Origin of the sequence: Pseudomonas sp. CBC3 (genome assembly GCF_037967085.1) — a bacterium.
Classification (GTDB): domain Bacteria; phylum Pseudomonadota; class Gammaproteobacteria; order Pseudomonadales; family Pseudomonadaceae; genus Stutzerimonas.
Map to the genome: position 1 here is coordinate 258,687 of NZ_JBANEO010000002.1, position 17,430 is coordinate 276,116.

The 17,430-nt window shown below is 60.1% G+C and carries 16 protein-coding genes; 10 read left to right on the forward strand and 6 right to left on the reverse strand.

Annotation, left to right across the window (positions count from 1 at the left end):
• Positions 1 to 12: 12 nt before the first annotated feature.
• The 8 genes from rlmN (at position 13) to der (ending at position 8,755) form a co-directional block, all read left to right on the forward strand.
• Entirely contained in the window at positions 13 to 1,161 is a 1,149-nt protein-coding gene (gene rlmN / locus V6943_RS08325; protein ID WP_131651199.1) for a 23S rRNA (adenine(2503)-C(2))-methyltransferase RlmN, read from the forward strand.
• Between the two features lie 16 nt (positions 1,162 to 1,177).
• A complete protein-coding gene (gene pilW, locus V6943_RS08330) occupies positions 1,178 to 1,936 on the forward strand; it encodes a type IV pilus biogenesis/stability protein PilW (protein WP_181101690.1) in 759 nt (252 codons plus the stop codon).
• Positions 1,933 to 2,922 (forward strand): RodZ family helix-turn-helix domain-containing protein, encoded by a 990-nt coding sequence (locus V6943_RS08335; protein WP_340553187.1) that lies wholly within the window; start codon positions 1,933 to 1,935, stop codon positions 2,920 to 2,922. The genes pilW and V6943_RS08335 overlap by 4 nt, the downstream gene beginning before the upstream one ends.
• A gap of 2 nt (positions 2,923 to 2,924) precedes the next feature.
• Positions 2,925 to 4,037: a flavodoxin-dependent (E)-4-hydroxy-3-methylbut-2-enyl-diphosphate synthase gene (gene ispG, locus V6943_RS08340; protein ID WP_340553188.1), complete on the forward strand. Its 1,113-nt coding sequence runs from the start codon at positions 2,925 to 2,927 to the stop codon at positions 4,035 to 4,037.
• Positions 4,038 to 4,050: 13 nt separating this feature from the next.
• Entirely contained in the window at positions 4,051 to 5,334 is a 1,284-nt protein-coding gene (gene hisS / locus V6943_RS08345; RefSeq protein WP_340553189.1) for a histidine--tRNA ligase, read from the forward strand.
• Between the two features lie 40 nt (positions 5,335 to 5,374).
• Positions 5,375 to 6,016 (forward strand): YfgM family protein, encoded by a 642-nt coding sequence (locus V6943_RS08350; RefSeq protein WP_181101682.1) that lies wholly within the window; start codon positions 5,375 to 5,377, stop codon positions 6,014 to 6,016.
• Positions 6,017 to 6,020: 4 nt separating this feature from the next.
• Complete coding sequence (gene bamB, locus V6943_RS08355; protein WP_340553190.1) at positions 6,021 to 7,169, forward strand: outer membrane protein assembly factor BamB; 1,149 nt, start codon at positions 6,021 to 6,023, stop codon at positions 7,167 to 7,169.
• Positions 7,170 to 7,273: 104 nt separating this feature from the next.
• On the forward strand, positions 7,274 to 8,755 hold the full coding sequence (gene der, locus V6943_RS08360; protein WP_181101678.1) for a ribosome biogenesis GTPase Der: 1,482 nt from the start codon (positions 7,274 to 7,276) through the stop codon (positions 8,753 to 8,755).
• Between the two features lie 44 nt (positions 8,756 to 8,799).
• Here the strand turns inward: der and cysE are convergent, their stop codons facing one another.
• Entirely contained in the window at positions 8,800 to 9,591 is a 792-nt protein-coding gene (cysE, locus tag V6943_RS08365; protein ID WP_340553191.1) for a serine O-acetyltransferase, read from the reverse strand.
• Between the two features lie 178 nt (positions 9,592 to 9,769).
• Here cysE and V6943_RS08370 point away from each other — a divergent pair, with 178 nt between their 5' ends.
• Positions 9,770 to 10,918 carry a pyridoxal phosphate-dependent aminotransferase gene (locus V6943_RS08370; RefSeq protein ID WP_340553192.1) on the forward strand — a complete coding sequence of 383 codons (1,149 nt, stop codon included), beginning with the start codon at positions 9,770 to 9,772 and terminating at the stop codon, positions 10,916 to 10,918.
• Complete coding sequence (locus tag V6943_RS08375; protein ID WP_181101672.1) at positions 10,906 to 11,700, forward strand: amidohydrolase; 795 nt, start codon at positions 10,906 to 10,908, stop codon at positions 11,698 to 11,700. Before V6943_RS08370 ends, V6943_RS08375 begins: the two co-directional genes overlap by 13 nt.
• Here V6943_RS08375 and V6943_RS08380 read toward each other — a convergent pair.
• The 5 genes from V6943_RS08380 to leuA all read right to left on the reverse strand — a co-directional run bounded on the left by V6943_RS08380 (position 11,697) and on the right by leuA (position 17,207).
• Complete coding sequence (locus V6943_RS08380; RefSeq protein WP_340553193.1) at positions 11,697 to 12,089, reverse strand: DUF2784 domain-containing protein; 393 nt, start codon at positions 12,087 to 12,089, stop codon at positions 11,697 to 11,699. The two genes, V6943_RS08375 and V6943_RS08380, sit on opposite strands and share 4 nt — an antisense overlap.
• A gap of 210 nt (positions 12,090 to 12,299) precedes the next feature.
• Positions 12,300 to 13,031 carry an endonuclease gene (locus tag V6943_RS08385; RefSeq protein ID WP_340553194.1) on the reverse strand — a complete coding sequence of 244 codons (732 nt, stop codon included), beginning with the start codon at positions 13,029 to 13,031 and terminating at the stop codon, positions 12,300 to 12,302.
• 89 nt (positions 13,032 to 13,120) lie between these two features.
• Positions 13,121 to 13,987, reverse strand: a complete 867-nt coding sequence (locus tag V6943_RS08390; protein ID WP_340553195.1) for a carboxylate/amino acid/amine transporter — start codon at positions 13,985 to 13,987, stop codon at positions 13,121 to 13,123.
• Between the two features lie 117 nt (positions 13,988 to 14,104).
• Positions 14,105 to 15,160, reverse strand: coding sequence for an NAD(P)-dependent alcohol dehydrogenase (locus V6943_RS08395; protein WP_131651212.1), 1,056 nt, complete (start codon positions 15,158 to 15,160; stop codon positions 14,105 to 14,107).
• A gap of 376 nt (positions 15,161 to 15,536) precedes the next feature.
• The gene (gene leuA, locus V6943_RS08400) at positions 15,537 to 17,207 is read right to left on the reverse strand and encodes a 2-isopropylmalate synthase (RefSeq protein WP_131651213.1); all 1,671 of its coding nucleotides are present in this window, start codon (positions 17,205 to 17,207) and stop codon (positions 15,537 to 15,539) included.
• Between the last annotated feature and the right edge of the window lie 223 nt (positions 17,208 to 17,430).

The window sequence follows — 17,430 nt, forward strand, 5'->3', positions numbered from 1 at the left end:
AAGGTGAATTCAATGACTGTTACGACCGGTAAAGTAAACCTGCTGGGGCTAACCCAGCCTCAGTTGGAAAGCTTCTTCGATTCAATAGGGGAGAAGCGCTTTCGTGCCGGTCAGGTCATGAAGTGGATTCACCACTTTGGCGTCGATGATTTCGACGCCATGAGCAATATCGGCAAGGCCTTGCGCGAAAAGCTCAAGGCCTCTGCCGAGATACGCGGCCCGGAAATCGTCAGCGAGGACATTTCCAGCGATGGCACCCGCAAATGGGTGGTTCGCGTCGCCTCGGGCAGTTGTGTCGAAACCGTATACATTCCGCAGAACGGGCGGGGCACGCTGTGCGTTTCTTCGCAGGCTGGTTGCGCGCTGGACTGCAGTTTCTGCTCTACCGGCAAACAAGGTTTCAACAGCAACCTCACGGCAGCCGAGGTGATCGGTCAGGTGTGGATTGCTAACAAGTCGTTCGGCACCATACCGGCGAAAGTCGATCGCGCCATCACTAACGTGGTGATGATGGGCATGGGCGAGCCTTTGCTGAACTTCGACAACGTCGTCGCCGCCATGCAGATCATGATGGATGACCTGGGATATGGCATTTCCAAGCGCAAGGTGACGCTCTCGACATCCGGTGTCGTACCGATGATCGATGAACTCTCCAAAGTCATCGACGTGTCGCTGGCACTGTCGCTGCATGCGCCGAACGACGCGCTGCGTGACCAGTTGGTGCCTATCAACAAGAAGTACCCATTGGAGATGCTGCTTGCTGCTTGCCAGCGCTATATCTCGAATCTGGGCGAGAAGCGCGTGCTCACCATCGAGTACACGCTTTTGCAAGGTGTCAACGATCAGCCCGAGCATGCCGAGCAAATGATCGCGTTGCTGGCGAAAATCCCCTGCAAGATCAATTTGATCCCTTTCAACCCCTTCCCGCATTCCGGATATGAGAGGCCGAGCAACAACGCCATCCGCCGTTTCCAGGACATCCTGCATAAAGCTGGGCACAATGTAACGGTGCGTACCACTCGCGGCGAGGATATCGATGCAGCCTGCGGCCAGCTGGTGGGTCAGGTGATGGATCGGACGCGTCGTAGCGAGCGCTATATCGCGGTGCGTGAGTTGCAATCCGAGCCAGTGACGGCGTCCGTTGCTTCCAACCGTTCCTGAGGAGGGGATATTGCTGATGACCGTGCGCGTTGCGCTGCTGCTTGTCTTTGCCGGCTTCATGGCTGGCTGTGTATCTTCCGGGACGGGTAATCCGTTGCAAACCTCTGAAGGGCGTAACGAAGCGCGAGATGCCTATATTCAGCTTGGCATCGGCTATTTGCAGCAAGGTGAGGGCTCGCGTGCCAAGACGCCGCTGCGCAAGGCGCTCGAGCTGGATCCAGGTAGTGCGGACGCCCATGCGGCGCTGGCTCTCGTATTTCAGAACGAGATGGAATACCAGTTGGCCGACGAGCATTACCGTAAGGCACTATCCAGCCGCAACGATGCACGTATCTTGAACAACTACGGCAGTTTCCTGTTCGAGCAGAAACGTTATCAAGAAGCCATGGAGCGTTTTGCGAAAGCGTCCGAGGATAACCTCTATCCCGAGCGCTCGCATGTCTTTCAGAACATGGGCATGACTGCGCTGAAACTCGGCCAGCGCGAGCAGGCCGAAGCCTATTTCACTCGCGCTCTTCGCCTCGACAGCCGTCAGCCACGGGCTCTTCTCGAACTTGCACTATTGGCCTACGAGGCCCAGCAGTACGTGCCGGCAAAACGTTATTACGACGGATTCAGTAGTCTTTCCGAGCAGAACGCCCGCAGTTTGCTGCTGGGTATTCGTCTGGCAAGGATTCATCAGGACCGGGATCAAGCAGCAAGCCTCGGCCTGCAACTCAAGCGCCTGTACCCAGGTACGCCTGAATATCAACAGTTTCTTTCGGAGCAACGATGATAGCGCCACATTCAGAAGCCGCTGCCCCGACACTGGCCAACCCAGGCGAGACGCTCCGCGCCGCGCGGGAAAGCAAGGACTGGTCGATTTCTTCGGTGGCGAAACAGCTCAATCTGTCGGAGCGCTCGCTCATCCAGATCGAGGCCGGTGACTTCAGTCAGCTGCCTGGCCATACGTTTGCGCGCGGCTACGTTCGGGCATATGCCAAGCTCCTGGGGCTGGATCAGGCTCTGTTAGTGCAGCAGTTCGATCAGCATACTGGTACGGATGCGAGTGGTAGCAGCGTCAACAGCCTGGGTCATATTGATCAGCCCGTGCGCTTGTCGCGCAGCATGGTGCGCTTCTTCACGTTTCTTCTGACGCTTGTTATTGGCGCCGGCGCTTTTTTTTGGTGGCAGGACCGATCGGCTCGTAACGAGTCGGGCCCATCGGTCACGGCACTGGAGCGGATCGAGGTCGAGGCGGCCGACGGTACCACTGAGATTCATATGCTGGATCGAGCCGAGGATCCGGCTGAGCTTGCTATCGACGAGCCGACTGATTCAGTGCCGCCTACGGTGAGTGACCAAGGACAGAGCTCTGAAACTGTAACCCTGTCGTCGGACGAACAGCCGGCAGCCGAGATGCCTATTGAAGCGCCTGCGGAGCAGGGCGAGCCGGTTTCTTCCGCTGAGGTATCCGCCGCGCCCGCCCCACCCGATGTTGCAGTGGCTCCAGGGGCCGAAGCGGAGCCGATCGTGCCGGGAGAAGGTCGCCTGACGCTTGAGTACACCGCTGACTGCTGGACCCGAGTAACCGATGCGAACGGCAAGGTGCTTTACAGCGGGTTGGAAAAGGCTGGCAGCAGTCGCACTTTGGTTGGCCAGACCCCGCTGGACCTGCACCTGGGCTTTGCCTCCGGTGTGCAAGTCAGCTTCAACGGGGAAGCCGTCAATCTTTCTGGCAAAACGCGTGGCGAGACCGCGCGACTCAAGCTCGGACAGTAATTATGCACAGTGAATCCCCCATCAAGCGCCGCCACACCCGAAAGATTTGGGTTGGCAGCGTACCGGTCGGTGGCGATGCGCCTATCGCCGTGCAGAGCATGACCAATACCGAAACCTGCGACGTCGACGCGACTGTCGCGCAGATCCAGCGGCTGCAGAATGCAGGTGCGGACATCGTTCGGGTCTCGGTGCCCTCGATGGATGCGGCTGAGGCGTTCGGCAAGATCAAGCAGCGCGTCGGTTTGCCGCTGGTGGCCGACATCCATTTCGACTATCAGATTGCCCTGCGTGTGGCTGAGCTTGGCGTCGATTGTCTGCGCATCAACCCCGGCAACATCGGTCGGGAAGATCGTGTGCGGGCCGTGGTCGAAGCCGCACGCGACCGCGGAATCCCGATCCGCATTGGCGTTAATGCCGGGTCGCTGGAAAAAGATCTGCAGAAAAAATACGGCGAGCCGACACCCGAGGCGTTGGTGGAATCGGCTTTGCGCCATGTCGAGCACCTCGACCGGCTGAACTTCCCAGACTTCAAGGTCAGCGTAAAGGCCTCCGATGTGTTCATGGCCGTTGCCGCGTACCGGCTGCTGGCAGACAAGATCGAGCAGCCGCTGCATCTGGGCATCACCGAAGCTGGCGGCTTGCGCTCCGGGACGGTGAAGTCTGCGGTAGGGCTGGGCATGCTGCTGGCCGAAGGTATCGGCGACACCATCCGTATTTCGCTTGCGGCCGACCCGGTGGAAGAAATCAAGGTCGGTTTCGATATCCTCAAATCGTTACGTCTGCGCTCGCGTGGCATCAACTTCATCGCCTGCCCGAGCTGCTCGCGGCAGAACTTCGATGTGGTCAAGACCATGAACGAACTCGAAGGGCGGTTGGACGATTTGCTGGTGCCGATGGATGTGGCGGTGATCGGTTGCGTCGTGAACGGTCCCGGAGAAGCAAAGGAAGCGCATATCGGTCTGACCGGCGGCACGCCCAACAACCTCATCTACATCGACGGCAAGCCGGCGCAGAAGCTGAACAACGAAAATCTGGTCGACGAATTGGAACAGCTGATTCGTCGCAAGGCCAGCGAGAAGGCCGAGGCTGACGCCGCGCTGATTGTGCGTGGCTGATTAAGGAACCGAATTGAGCAAGTCCCTGCAAGCCATTCGTGGCATGAACGATATTCTGCCGGCGCAGACGCCGGTGTGGCGCTATCTGGAATCGGCTTTTGCGCGTCTGCTGGACAGCTATGGTTACAGCGAGATCCGCCTGCCCATCCTCGAGTTCACCGACCTGTTCGCCCGCGGCATTGGCGAGGGAACCGATGTGGTCGATAAGGAGATGTACACCTTCCTCGATCGTAACGAGGAGTCGCTGACCCTGCGCCCCGAGGGCACGGCCGGCTGCGTCCGCGCCGTGCTCGAACATGGCATGACCGGTGGCGGTCAGGTGCAGAAACTCTGGTATGCCGGTCCGATGTTCCGTTATGAGAAGCCGCAGAAGGGTCGCTATCGTCAGTTCCACCAGATTGGCGTGGAGGTGTTCAATCAGCCCGGCCCCGACGTCGATGCCGAATTGATCGTACTCACGGCCCGACTGTGGAAGAAGCTCGGCATGTCCGACGCGGTCACGCTGCAGCTGAACAGCCTAGGCTCCAGCGAGGCGCGCGCGACCTATCGTGATGCTTTGGTCGGCTACCTGCAGCAGAATTTCGAACAGCTTGACGAAGATAGCCAGCGCCGCTTGACCAGTAATCCCTTGCGCATTCTGGATAGCAAGAATGCTCAGACTCAGGCTTTGCTGGCTGATGCGCCGACATTGCATGACTACCTGGACGATGAGTCTCGTGTTCATTTCGAAGGGCTCAAGGCCCGTCTCGAAGCAGCAGGCATCGCTTATCAGATCAACCCAAAGCTTGTGCGTGGCCTGGATTACTACGGCCGCACCGTATTCGAGTGGGTAACCGACAAACTGGGATCACAAGGCACGGTGTGTGCGGGTGGCCGTTACGACGGCCTGGTCAGCCAGTTTGGCGGTAAACCAACGCCGGGCGTGGGCTTTGCAATGGGCATCGAACGCCTGGTGCTGCTGCTGGAAACGCTTGAGCTGGTCCCGGAAGAGCTCAACCAGCCAGCGCACGCATTCATCTGCGCGTTCGGCGAGCCTGCTGAGCTTGCCGCGCTGGCTCTGGCCGAGCGCCTTCGTGACGCCTTGCCTGGTCTTCGCCTGCTGGTCAACGCCGGCGGCGGCAGCTTCAAAAGTCAGTTCAAGAAGGCTGACAAGAGCGGGGCACGTTTCGCGCTGATTCTGGGTGACGACGAACTGGCCGCGCGCGTGGTAGGTTGCAAGCCGCTGCGCGACGACAGCGAACAACAAAGCATTGCCTGGGATGCTCTACCCGAGCGTCTGGCTGCCTGTCTGGATTGATCGGACAGGTCTGAATTCAGCGATTGAAAGGAGTGACGGTGTGACCTCGGGTACCGAAGAAGAACAGCTGGCGCAAATCAAGGACTGGTGGCAGCGTAACGGCAAGCCTTTGCTACTGGGAGGCATACTCGCGCTGGTGCTGGTGTTTGGTTGGCAGTTCTGGCAAAAGCATCAACTCAATCAGGCGCATAACGCCTCGGCCGTCTATCAACAGCTGCTCAATGCCGCGCTGAATGAGGGGGCGGTGGATACCGCCGAAGTTTCGCGCCTGGGCAATCTGCTGCAGAAAGAATTTGCCGGCACGCAGTACGCGCAGTACGGCAGCCTCTTCGTAGCCAAAGTGGCGGTAGAGTCCGGCCGTCTCGATGAAGCCGCAACAGAGTTGCGGAGTGTGTTAGACAAGCCCGCCGACAAGACGCTCGAAGAACTGGCCCGCCAGCGCCTCGCTCGCATTCTGGCCGCACAGGATAAGGCCGAAGAGGGGCTCGCGTTGCTGCAAGGCGAGGCTCTGAAAGCATTTGCTGCCAGTCGTGAAGAGTTGCGAGGCGATCTTCTGGTCAGGCTGGGGCGATATGACGAAGCCCATGCTGCCTATACCAAGGCCAAAGAAGTGCTGTCACAAGATGCCGCAATCGGCGGTCTGCAGCTGAAACTGGACGACCTGGCTCGTGGAGAGGCATGAATTGATGCGTTGGAAAACTGCCGCACTGCTGACCTTGGCCGTCCTGGCTGCTGGTTGCAGCAGCAATGACAAGAAAGAACCCGAACCCGCCGAGCTGGTCAAGTTCGATGCCGAGATCGAGCTGAGCAAACAGTGGGATCGTTCGATCGGTGAAGGCCAGGGTGAGACCTACAATCTGCTAACACCTGTCGTCTACGGTGACGAGATATTCGCCGCTGACGTCGAAGGGCTCGTCGTAGCGATGGATCGCATGACCGGTAAGGTCAACTGGAAAAGTGATCTGGAAATGCCGATCTCCGGCGCGGTGGGTGCTGGTTACGGCTTGGTACTGGTAGGCACCCTGCGCGGCGAAGTCCTGGCGCTCGATGTCTCGACCGGTGAAGAGCGTTGGCGCAGTCGGGTTAGCAGCGAGATTCTCGCCGCACCGGCAGTCAATGGAGACGTGGTGGTCGTTCAGACTCAGGATGACCGCGTCATCGCGTTGGATATCGACACCGGCGAGCAGCGTTGGAGTTATGAAAGCACCCCGGCGGTGCTGACTCTTCGCGGTACCGGTGCTCCGCTACTAACCAATCAACTGGCCATTGCCGGGCTTTCCAGCGGCAAAGTCGTGGCGCTGGATACTCGTCGTGGTCTGCCGGTCTGGGAGCAGCGCGTAGCTATTCCGCAAGGCCGTTCCGAACTCGAACGCGTCGTGGATATCGATGGCGGTCTGCTGCTTTCAGGCGAAACCTTGTATGTCGCCTCCTTCCAGGGACGCGTCGCTGCGCTGGATCTGCAAAGCGGCCGCATACTCTGGCAGCGGGATGCCTCCACCTCGTCCGGTGTGGCGATGGGCTACGGTAGTGTCTATCTCAGTCAGGCCGATGGCTCGGTTATCGGAATCGATGAACGTTCGACTACGGTGCTCTGGACGAACGACGAGCTCGCTCGCCGCCAGCTATCCGCGCCAGCCGTATTTTCCAGCTATGTGGCGGTCGGCGACAAGGAAGGTTATTTGCATTTCCTGAGTCAGGTCGATGGTCGCTTCGTGGCGCGTACTCGCATCGATAGCGATGGTGTGCGTGCGCGGCCTGTTGTCGAGGGTGACTGGCTGTATGCCTACGGCAATGGCGGGAAGCTGGTCGCGTTGACCATTCGCCAGGCGGATTGACCGCCCCGTCATAGCCTGCTGTTCCGCTGGGCGGAACGCTTAATATTCGGCCGCTGCCTTGCAGCGGCCTTCGTGTTTTCTGAAATATCGCAGTGGAGAGCCGTATGGTTCCCGTAATCGCCCTGGTGGGCCGCCCGAACGTCGGTAAATCCACCCTTTTCAATCGCCTGACCAAAAGCCGTGACGCCATCGTCGCGGAGTACGCCGGTCTGACCCGAGATCGCCAGTACGGCGAGGCCAAATGGCAGGGCCGCACCTATATCGTTATCGATACCGGTGGTCTGACCGGGGACGAAGAAGGCATCGATGCCAAGATGGCCGAGCAGTCGTTGCAAGCCATGGAGGAAGCCGATGCGGTGATGTTCATGGTCGACGCGCGCGCCGGCATGACGCCGGGCGACCAGATGATCGCTGAGCATCTGCGCCGGATGAACAAGCGCCACTTCCTGGTGGTGAACAAGGTCGACAGCATCGATCCCGACATCGCACGGGCCGAGTTCAGCCCGCTGGGTCTCGGCGATGCGCTGCCGATCGCAGCAGCCCATGGCCGCGGTATCAGTCATATGCTGGAACAGGCACTCGGCGCGTTTCCGAAGGACAACGCAGAAGAAACCGAGGGCGACGAGGGTGAGGGCGAGACGGTTGCCGAGGGCGAGGAGCTCAAGCGTATTCCCGGGCCGAGCGAAAAGGACGGCATCAAGATCGCCATCATCGGGCGCCCCAATGTCGGCAAATCAACGCTGGTCAACCGCATGCTTGGCGAAGAGCGGGTCATCGTCTATGACCAGGCCGGCACCACCCGCGACAGCATCTACATTCCCTTCGAGCGTGGCGAGGAGAAGTACACCCTGATCGACACCGCAGGCGTGCGGCGTCGTGGCAAGATCTTCGAGGCGGTGGAAAAATTCTCCGTGGTCAAGACACTGCAGGCGATCCAGGATGCCAACGTGGTGATCTTCGTCATGGATGCGCGCGAAGGCGTGGTCGAGCATGACCTCAACCTGCTCGGCTTCGTGCTGGACAGCGGGCGTGCCCTGGTCATCGCGCTGAACAAGTGGGACGGCATGGAGCTCGGTGAAAAGGATTACGTGAAGAAGGAGTTGGAGCGCCGGCTATTTTTCGTCGAATTCGCCGACATCCACTTCATTTCAGCCAAGCACGGCACCGGCGTTGGCAATCTATATAAGTCTGTGCAGGCCTCGTTCACCTCGGCCGTTACTCGCTGGCCCACCAGCCGTCTGACCCAGATCCTTGAGGATGCCGTGCGCGAGCATGCGCCGCCCATGGTCGCTGGCCGTCGAATCAAGCTGCGCTATGCACACTTGGGGGGCGCCAACCCGCCGCTGATCGTTATTCACGGCAACCAGGTCGACGCGATTCCCAAGTCTTACACGCGCTACCTGGAAAATACCTACAGGCGCGTTCTGAAGCTGGTCGGCACGCCGATCCGCATCGAATACAAGGGCGGTGAAAACCCGTTCGAGGGCAAGAAAAACACCCTCACCGATCGTCAGGTAAACAAGAAGCGCCGCCTCATGTCGCACCACAAGAAGGCCGAGAAGAAGCGTCGGGACAAGAAGCGCTGATTCCATAGGCTCCGGCGCGGTCGCGCACGAAATGGCAACAGACCCTAGCTCTCGTCGAACGTCTGGTCCATATCCAGGGCTGGTCGTGCGTGCCTCGGCTTGCCAACCTGGCGAGCCGGGTTGCCCACCACGGTTGTGTGGGGCGCAACGGGGTGCAGCACGATGCTGCCCGCACCGATCTTGGCGCCTTCGCCAATTTCTATATTGCCCAGGATCTTAGCGCCCGCGCCGATCAGCACTCCGCTGCGCACCTTCGGATGACGGTCGCCGCTTTCCTTGCCGGTACCGCCCAGCGTCACGCCTTGCAGGATTGAAACGTCGTCGCCCACCTCGGCCGTTTCGCCGATGACGATTCCCGTACCGTGGTCGAGCATGATTCCGCTGCCCAGCCGGCTGGCCGGATTGATGTCGATGCCCAGACGTTCATTGCAGCGTGCCTGGATGAACATTGCCAGCAATCGCTCATCCTGTTGATGCAGCCGATGCCCGATACGGTAGGCCTGTAGGGAAAGGAATCCCTTGGAAAACAGGAGCACTTCCAGCGCGGTGTCGAAAGCAGGATCGCGACTGACGATCGCCTGCAGGTCGCGCCAGGCCATTTCGCCTAGCAGCGGGGCCATGCGATGCTCGCTGGCGAAGCGGTCGAACAGCGCATTCGCTTGTTCCGACGTATCTGCCAGCGTGCGGCTGACGCGATAGGCGAGTGCGCAGCCGAAATCCGGATGGTCGAGCACGACCTGCTGAACAATGCTTTCCAGGATCGGCTCCTTCCTAAGCGCCCGTTCGGCCTGGTCGCGCAGGTCGTTCCAGGAATGGCTGGCAGGTTGGATAGGCATAGCGAACTCCTTGGTGAGTATCAGCAGGCAACGGGCTGTGGGGCTGGCGTTGCGCGCGGTCGCACCAACTGTACAGCCGAGGTTGTCATTCTGGACACCCTCGTCTCGAGCGGCCTTGATCGGCTATGCTGTTTGCCCCTGTCGAAGACCCGTACGGCAGGCCTGTTGGAAGCCCGTCATGCTCATCAGTAAATTGCCCGATGTCGGCACTACCATCTTCACCACCATGTCGCAGCTTGCGGCTCAGACCGGTGCGCTGAATCTGTCTCAAGGTTTCCCGGATTTCGACGGGCCCGATGCACTGCGCGCGGCGGTGGCTCGTCATGTCATGGCCGGACATAACCAGTACGCACCGATGACCGGTTTGCCGGCATTACGCGAGCAGGTGGCGTTGAAAGTCGCACGTCTGTATGGACGGCAGGTGAGCGCCGATAGCGAAGTCACCATTACGCCAGGCGCGACCCAGGCGATCTTTTGCGCCATTCACGCGGTGGTGCGCCCGGGCGACGAAGTCATCGTCTTCGATCCCTGCTACGACAGCTATGAGCCGGCGGTGGAACTGGCCGGTGGCATCTGCATTCATCAGCCGCTGAGCCTGCCGGAGTTCACCATCGATTGGCAGAAGTTGGCCGATGCGATCACGCCACGTACCCGCATGATCGTGCTGAATACGCCGCACAATCCGAGCGGCGCGCTGATCGAGGCCGCAGATCTGGACCGTCTGGCCGAGTTGATGCGCGACAGGAACATCTTTCTGCTCAGCGATGAGGTCTATGAACATCTGATCTTCGATGGCCGCGAGCACGCCAGCGTGCTGCGCCATGACGAGTTGTATCAGCGGGCGTTCGTCGTCAGCTCCTTCGGCAAGACCTACCACGTCACCGGCTGGAAGACTGGTTACGTAGTGGCGCCAGCCGGATTGAGCGCCGAACTACGCAAAGTGCATCAGTACGTCAGCTTTACCGGCGTTACGCCGTTGCAATGGGCATTGGCGGATTTCATGGCCGCCCATCCCGAGCACCTGAGTGAGCTGCCAGCGTTTTATCAGGCAAAGCGCGATCTGTTCTGCGATCTGCTGGCCGGCTCGCGGTTCAGCTTCACCCGCGCGGCGGGCACTTATTTCCAGCTTGCCGACTATTCGGCGATCCGTCCGGATCTCGACGACGTGGCCATGGCCGAATGGCTCACGCGTGAACACGGTGTGGCGAGCATCCCGATTTCGGTTTTTTATCAGACGCCTCCAGCCCAATCGCGGCTGGTCCGCTTCTGCTTCGCCAAACGAGAGGAGACGCTGCGCCAGGCAGCCGAACGACTATGCGCGATCTGAACGACTTGCCTGATCTCGAACTGGCGCTGATCCAGACCACACTCGTCTGGCAGGACGCCAGCGCCAATCATGCGCGCTTCGATGAGTTGCTGGAGCAGGCTCGCGGTGCCGATCTGATCGTGTTGCCGGAAATGTTCACCACGGCCTTCTCGATGAATTCGTCGGAGCTGGCCGAGCCGGAAGAAGGTCCGACCTACAGCTGGCTGCGAGAGCAGGCGGCACGTATGGACGCGGTGATCACCGGTAGCGTCATCATCGAGGCCGCGGACGGCAGTCACCGCAATCGTCTGCTCTGGGTGCGGCCGAACGGCGAGATATCGCACTACGACAAACGCCATCTGTTCCGCATGGCTGGCGAGCACAAGCACTACACCGCTGGCGACCAGCAGGCGCTATTCGAGCTCAAGGGTTGGCGTGTGCGGCCCTTGATCTGCTACGACCTGCGCTTCCCCGTGTGGAGCCGCGATCCTCGCGACACCGATCTGCTGCTGTACACGGCCAACTGGCCCGCCGCACGCCGCAATGCCTGGAATCGGCTGCTTCCGGCGCGCGCCATCGAAAACCTCTGCTACGTCGCGGCGGTGAATCGCGTTGGAAAAGACGGCAATGGCTATCCGTATAGCGGCGACAGCCAAGTGCTGGATTATCTAGGCGATCCGTTGTTGGAAGCGGGTGATTCCGATGGCGTATTCCGTACGACATTACGCGCCCGTGACCTGGCGGCGTTCCGAGAGAAATTCCCTGCATACCACGACGGCGACGTGTTCGAATTGAAGTTCTAGCAGCGCGGGCCCGGCGTATTCGTGGTGCTGCGCCGCCAGCGCGCCACCAACCAGCCATAGATCAGCACATTGGCCAGCAGTACCACGGCAGCCAGCAGGTATTGCACGGGTACGCTCAACCAATCCGGGTAGATCAACGGCAGCAAATAATGCTCTACGAAGCTCGCCTCATACCCGGCACTGCCCGCTAGCCGCCGCAGCAGATTCTCCCAATGGGTCAAAGGGCAGTAGCCGCCCGTCAGCTCTACGAAAATGCCCCATGCTACCGCCGGCAAATGCAGCACCAGGAAGCCGCGCTTCCAGGCTACCAGCAGGCCTCCTAACAACACGAAGATGATGAAGCCCAGGTGCAGAAGCAACACTGCATCGGCGCCGAATCGATAAAGCATGACGTTTATCCAGCCGTTTCCGGATGTTTGAGGCACGCAATCTCATGGTTGTAGAGGCGAGCACGGAACCGGTAGCAGCGCACCGAGCAGCGCCAGTCGAACAAGGCCAGAGAATGCAGTGCCCGCGTGGCGGCGCGCAATATGCGTACTGTTCGCTCCAGCGAACATAACGCTTGCTTCCAAGCTCCGGCTAACACACGCCGCGCTGATCTAGCCTCGTTTGCCGCTTACCGTTGGCGAGCGAGAAATCGACTTCGCACAGCGACGTAGGTCGACGGTGCCGACATAGCGATTAGCATTGCCCTGTACACACGCGACGCTGTTGTTACGCCACCGCTCCCACTCGCTCACCGGGTACTGGCGATTCCATATGTCGAAGAGGCGCCGGTCTTGTTTCGACAGACGCAATCCGTAGCGTTCGCTCATATAGAGATAGGTCCTGGCGATGGTGCCACGGCTATAGTCCGGCGGCATCGCGGTGCGTTGCTTGAAATTAACCACGAACCGGCACGCGCCGTACTGGCTCGGCTTCTCGCTGAGCATGCCGAAGCCGTAGTTGCTGCGGTCTCCGTTGACCTCGCCGACCACCGGAACCAGATTGTGCAAATCGGCCTCGGCCTTGCTGAAAACCGGATCGGTCGAGGTGCAGCGCTTGCGACCGCCTTGTTGCCAGCATTGACGTTGATGGCCGATCACCCAAGCGGGAACGATGTGTTCCCATTCGACGCGTGCGGCGCGCTTGGGCTGCTTGCGAGGAATGTAGCCACAGCTCGCCAGGTCGATCTGCTTGCCCTTGAAGGCGCAGCGGCAATAGAAATCCACTGGTCGCTCAGCATAGATGGTCCAAGCGATCTTCTTCGCCGCGTAGAAGGTTCGCGGCGCTTCGGCATGAACGACAGTGGATAAAAGAAGGGCAAGCAGAAGCAGGCTGTAACGACGCATGGGAATCTCGACGACTGGCTGAGAGTCGCATCCATGCGGGGCGCGTCATATTACCTGCAATCTATTAAAAATCTATATAGAACAATAAGTTACATGATGGCATTAAGCCTTCGTCGACCCAGCCGATTAATCCACAGAGAGGAGAGGATGATCAGCCCGCCGATGGCTAGTAGCAGCAGATTTGTATCCGTACCCCAGATCAACAGATTCAGAATCAGCCCCACCGGTACCGCCAGATTGTTCATCACTGCCAACGTGCCGGCGTCCACCAGGGTTGCGCCCTTGTTCCAGCAGAATTGACCTAACGCCGTGGCCAGTACACCCATCCATACCAGTACGCCCCATTGGTTTGCCGTTCCAGGCAATTTGTCGGCATCGCCGAACAGCAGCCAGGCCGGCAGCACGATTACCAATGCACCGAGGAAGAAATAGCCAAAGCGCCGATAGAGCGGGACATCCGATGGATAGCGTTGCGCCAGGTGCTTATAGCCAACCTGCCCGGCGGCGAAGGTGAAATTGGCCAATTGCATCAATAGGAAACCGCCGAGAAAATCGCTGGAAATCCCGTCATAGCGGATCAGGCCCGCACCGAGTACCGCGACCGCCGCGGCCAGCAGCGCCCAAGGATTGAAGCGTCGATTGAGCGCGTCGTCGATCAGCGTGACGTGCAGCGGTGTGAGGACCGTGAACAGCAATACCTCGGCTACCGTCAGGACGTTGAAGCTCAGATACAGGCACAGGTAGGTCACGCCGAACTGCAGCGCACCGACCAGCGTTACGCCTGCGATGAAGCCCGGCGCAACGCCGCGCCAGCGGGTGAGCGGAAGAAACACGAGCCCGGCGATAACCACGCGGGTGAGAACCGCGAAATAGCTGTCCACCTGGCCGGCCAGATAAGCGCCGATCAGGTTGAAAGAAAACGCCCAGAGCAGGGTTACGAAGATCAGGTAAAGCATGCCGGCTCCTCAGCAGAAGGCCGGCGACCTTAGCGGCTCGGCTGCAAAGAGGGAAGACCCGGCGTGCGTTCGGTGGCGGTGGCTGGCGCGCTCGGGTCCGGCGCGCCAGCGGTGGGCTCAGGCGGACTTGAGCGAGGCCATGTCGATGACAAAGCGGTATTTCACATCGCTCTTGAGCATGCGCTCGTAGGCTTCGTTGATGTCCTGCATGCGGATCATCTCGATATCCGAAACGATGCTGTGCTCTGCGCAGAAATCCAGCATCTCCTGAGTCTCGGCGATACCGCCGATCAACGAGCCGGCCAGTCGGCGGCGCTTGAAGATCAGCCCGAAGACGTTTGGCGACGGGTGGGGAGAAGCCGGTGCACCCACCAGGGTCATGGTGGCATCGCGCTTGAGCAGCGCCATGAAGGCATCGAGGTTGTGCGGTGCGGCCACGGTGTTGAGGATGAAGTCGAAGCTGTTCAGATGCGCAGCCATCTCGTCCTTGTTCTTCGATACCACGACTTCCGAGGCACCCAGGCGCAGGGCGTCTTCCCGCTTGTCCGGCGATGTGGTGAACAGCACAACCTTTGCGCCCATGGCGTTAGCGATTTTCACCGCCATGTGGCCGAGGCCGCCGAGGCCGACCACGCCGACCTTCTGCCCCGGGCCGACCTTCCACTGGCGTAGCGGTGAATAGGTGGTGATGCCGGCACATAACAGCGGCGCGACGGCGGCAAGATTATCGGTGTGGCTAATGCGCAGTACGTACTTTTCGTCCACCACGATGACGTCTGAGTAACCACCAAAAGTGTTCTCGCTGCCGCCGAAGGCCGACCCGTTGTAGGTGCCGGTGAAACCGTTCTCACAGTACTGCTCCAGCCCTTCGGCGCAGGACGAGCAGCTACGGCAGCTGTCGACCAGGCAGCCGACGCCGGCCAGATCACCGGCTTTGAAGCGCGATACGGCCGAGCCGACCGCGACAACGCGGCCAACGATCTCGTGGCCTGGTACGGATGGATAAAGGGTGTTGTTCCATTCGTTGCGTGCGGTGTGCAGGTCGGAGTGGCAGACACCGCAGTAAAGGATGTCGATCTGCACGTCGTTCGGCCCGACTGCGCGGCGCGAAAACGAATGAGGGGCGAGCGGTGTGCTCGGGTCAAGGGCGGCGTAACCGTTGGCGTTGCTCATGGCAGCTCCTGTGTTTGCATGTCCGGGCTAGAGGCCAAGCTTATACCGATGGCGGCGGCGTCGTTTGCACGATTCTCGCGATGAATGACAGATTACTGTCGAAAGGATTGAAGCAACGAAGCGACACGTTTCATAAGGTGCGCTCTGCGCCCCCTACGAGCAGCTGGATACACGGAAGCGGGTTGCCGCACGGTTATGGTTCGTTGGAAGGCGGGAAGATCCAGACGAAACCTTCTCGCACCATTTTGATAGCGACGCCGCCCATGCCCCCGCGTCTCGTAGGGTGCGCTCTGCGCACCACTGGGCTCGGATAAATGCGATGCGCGGAGCGCACTCCGTGGGCAGTGGCGAGCCCGCTGGGGCTCGCGGCGTTGGTTCAGGCTGCCTTCGCCTCGGCCTCACGCACCGCGCGGTTCAATGCGCTGAACAGGGCGCGGATGCTCGCCGTGGTGATGTTCTCGTCGATGCCTATGCCATGCAACGGGCGCTCACCATCCAGGCGCACTTCGATATAGGCCGCGGCCTTGGCATTGCTGCCGGCACCTATGGCGTGCTCGTGGTAGTCCATGATTTCCAGCTTGACCGGCAGTGCCGCGACCAGCGCTTCCAGCGGGCCCTTGCCGATGCCGCGTAGGTTCAGGGTTGCGCCTTCGTTGATCACCTCCACTTCAAGCGCGCTGGTGCCATTCTCTTCCTGCAGGCGATGACCCTTGAGCGCGTAGGGCGTGACGGCTTGCAAGTATTCGGCTTCCAGCAGTGCATAGATCTGCGCGGCGCTCATCTCCAGGCCGAGGCGGTCGGTTTCCTTCTGCACCACCTGGCTGAACTCGATCTGCATGCGCCGTGGCAGGCTGATGCCGTATTCCTGCTCAAGCAGATAGGTGATGCCGCCCTTGCCGGACTGGCTGTTGACGCGGATCACCGCTTCGTAGCTGCGGCCGATGTCCGCCGGGTCGATCGGCAGGTAGGGCACTTCCCACAGCTCGTCGGCCTTCTGCACGGCGAAGCCCTTGCGGATCGCATCCTGGTGCGAGCCGGAGAAGGCGGTGTGTACCAGATCGCCGACGTAAGGATGGCGCGGGTGCACCGGCAACTGGTTGCATTCCTCGACCACCTTGCGCACGGCGTCGATGTCGGAGAAATCCAGCTGCGGATCGACACCCTGGGTGTACATGTTCAGCGCCACGGTCACCAGATCGACGTTGCCGGTGCGCTCGCCATTGCCGAACAGGCAGCCTTCGACGCGATCGGCGCCGGCCATCAGGCCCAGTTCGGTGGCCGCCACGCCGGTGCCGCGGTCGTTGTGGGTGTGCAGGCTGATCAGCACGCTGTCACGCTTGGCAATACGGCGACCGAAGTATTCGATCTGATCGGCATAGATATTCGGGGTGGCCGCCTCGATGGTGGCCGGCAGGTTGAGGATCAGCTTCTGCGCGGGCGTCGGCTGGAAGACCTCGATCACCGCGTTACACACCTCGATGGCGAAATCGGTCTCGGTGGAACTGAATACCTCCGGCGAATACTCGAAGCGCCAGTTGGTCTCTGGCGCCGCGGCGGCCAGGCGCTTGATGACTTGCGCCGCACTGACCGCGATGTTCACCACGCCGGCCTTGTCCTGATTGAAGACGATGCGGCGGAAGCTCGGTGCGGTGGCGTTGTAGTAGTGGACGATGGCCTGCTTGGCGCCCTTGAGCGATTCGAAGGTGCGGGTGATCAGGTCTTCGCGTGCCTGGGTCAGCACCTGAATGGTCACGTCATTGGGAATGTGGCCGCCTTCGATCAGTTCACGCACAAAATCAAAATCGGTTTGCGAGGCGGAGGGGAAGCCCACCTCGATTTCCTTGACCCCCACGGCGACCAGCGTCTTGAAAAAACGCATCTTCTTCGCCGCATCCATCGGCTCGATCAGTGACTGATTGCCGTCGCGCAAGTCGGAGCTGAGCCAGATCGGCGCCTGGGTGATGGTCTTCGACGGCCAGGTGCGATCAGGGATATCAATAGGGGCGAAGGCGCGATATTTTTTCGACGGATCTTTGAGCATGGTCATGGCGTTTCCTTGGGGCTCGCTCGTGGCGACAGCAATCGGGACCGGTTTTGCCGGCTGGTTATGGTGAAAACTTAGTCCTTTCTGGTTGAGTCGTGCAACAGTTGCCAGAAAATTGGTATGAACTGCTCTGCTTGGTAAGTTGTGCGAGATTTACTGCCGATAATTTCGTTCTTGCTTGCGCTTGCTTGCTCGAAACTTTTGCGGCTTCATGTCGCAGCCGCTT

Excerpts from the sequence above, each read along its gene's own strand:
- rlmN (WP_131651199.1), top strand. The coding sequence starts at position 13 with ATGACTGTTACGACCGGTAAAGTAAACCTGCTGGGGCTAACCCAGCCT.
- pilW (WP_181101690.1), top strand. The coding sequence starts at position 1,178 with ATGACCGTGCGCGTTGCGCTGCTGCTTGTCTTTGCCGGCTTCATGGCT.
- V6943_RS08335 (WP_340553187.1), top strand. The coding sequence starts at position 1,933 with ATGATAGCGCCACATTCAGAAGCCGCTGCCCCGACACTGGCCAACCCA.
- ispG (WP_340553188.1), top strand. The coding sequence starts at position 2,925 with ATGCACAGTGAATCCCCCATCAAGCGCCGCCACACCCGAAAGATTTGG.
- bamB (WP_340553190.1), top strand. The coding sequence starts at position 6,021 with ATGCGTTGGAAAACTGCCGCACTGCTGACCTTGGCCGTCCTGGCTGCT.
- der (WP_181101678.1), top strand. The coding sequence starts at position 7,274 with ATGGTTCCCGTAATCGCCCTGGTGGGCCGCCCGAACGTCGGTAAATCC.
- cysE (WP_340553191.1), bottom strand. The coding sequence starts at position 9,591 with ATGCCTATCCAACCTGCCAGCCATTCCTGGAACGACCTGCGCGACCAG.
- V6943_RS08370 (WP_340553192.1), top strand. The coding sequence starts at position 9,770 with ATGCTCATCAGTAAATTGCCCGATGTCGGCACTACCATCTTCACCACC.
- V6943_RS08375 (WP_181101672.1), top strand. The coding sequence starts at position 10,906 with ATGCGCGATCTGAACGACTTGCCTGATCTCGAACTGGCGCTGATCCAG.
- V6943_RS08380 (WP_340553193.1), bottom strand. The coding sequence starts at position 12,089 with ATGCTTTATCGATTCGGCGCCGATGCAGTGTTGCTTCTGCACCTGGGC.
- V6943_RS08385 (WP_340553194.1), bottom strand. The coding sequence starts at position 13,031 with ATGCGTCGTTACAGCCTGCTTCTGCTTGCCCTTCTTTTATCCACTGTC.
- V6943_RS08390 (WP_340553195.1), bottom strand. The coding sequence starts at position 13,987 with ATGCTTTACCTGATCTTCGTAACCCTGCTCTGGGCGTTTTCTTTCAAC.
- V6943_RS08395 (WP_131651212.1), bottom strand. The coding sequence starts at position 15,160 with ATGAGCAACGCCAACGGTTACGCCGCCCTTGACCCGAGCACACCGCTC.
- leuA (WP_131651213.1), bottom strand. The coding sequence starts at position 17,207 with ATGACCATGCTCAAAGATCCGTCGAAAAAATATCGCGCCTTCGCCCCT.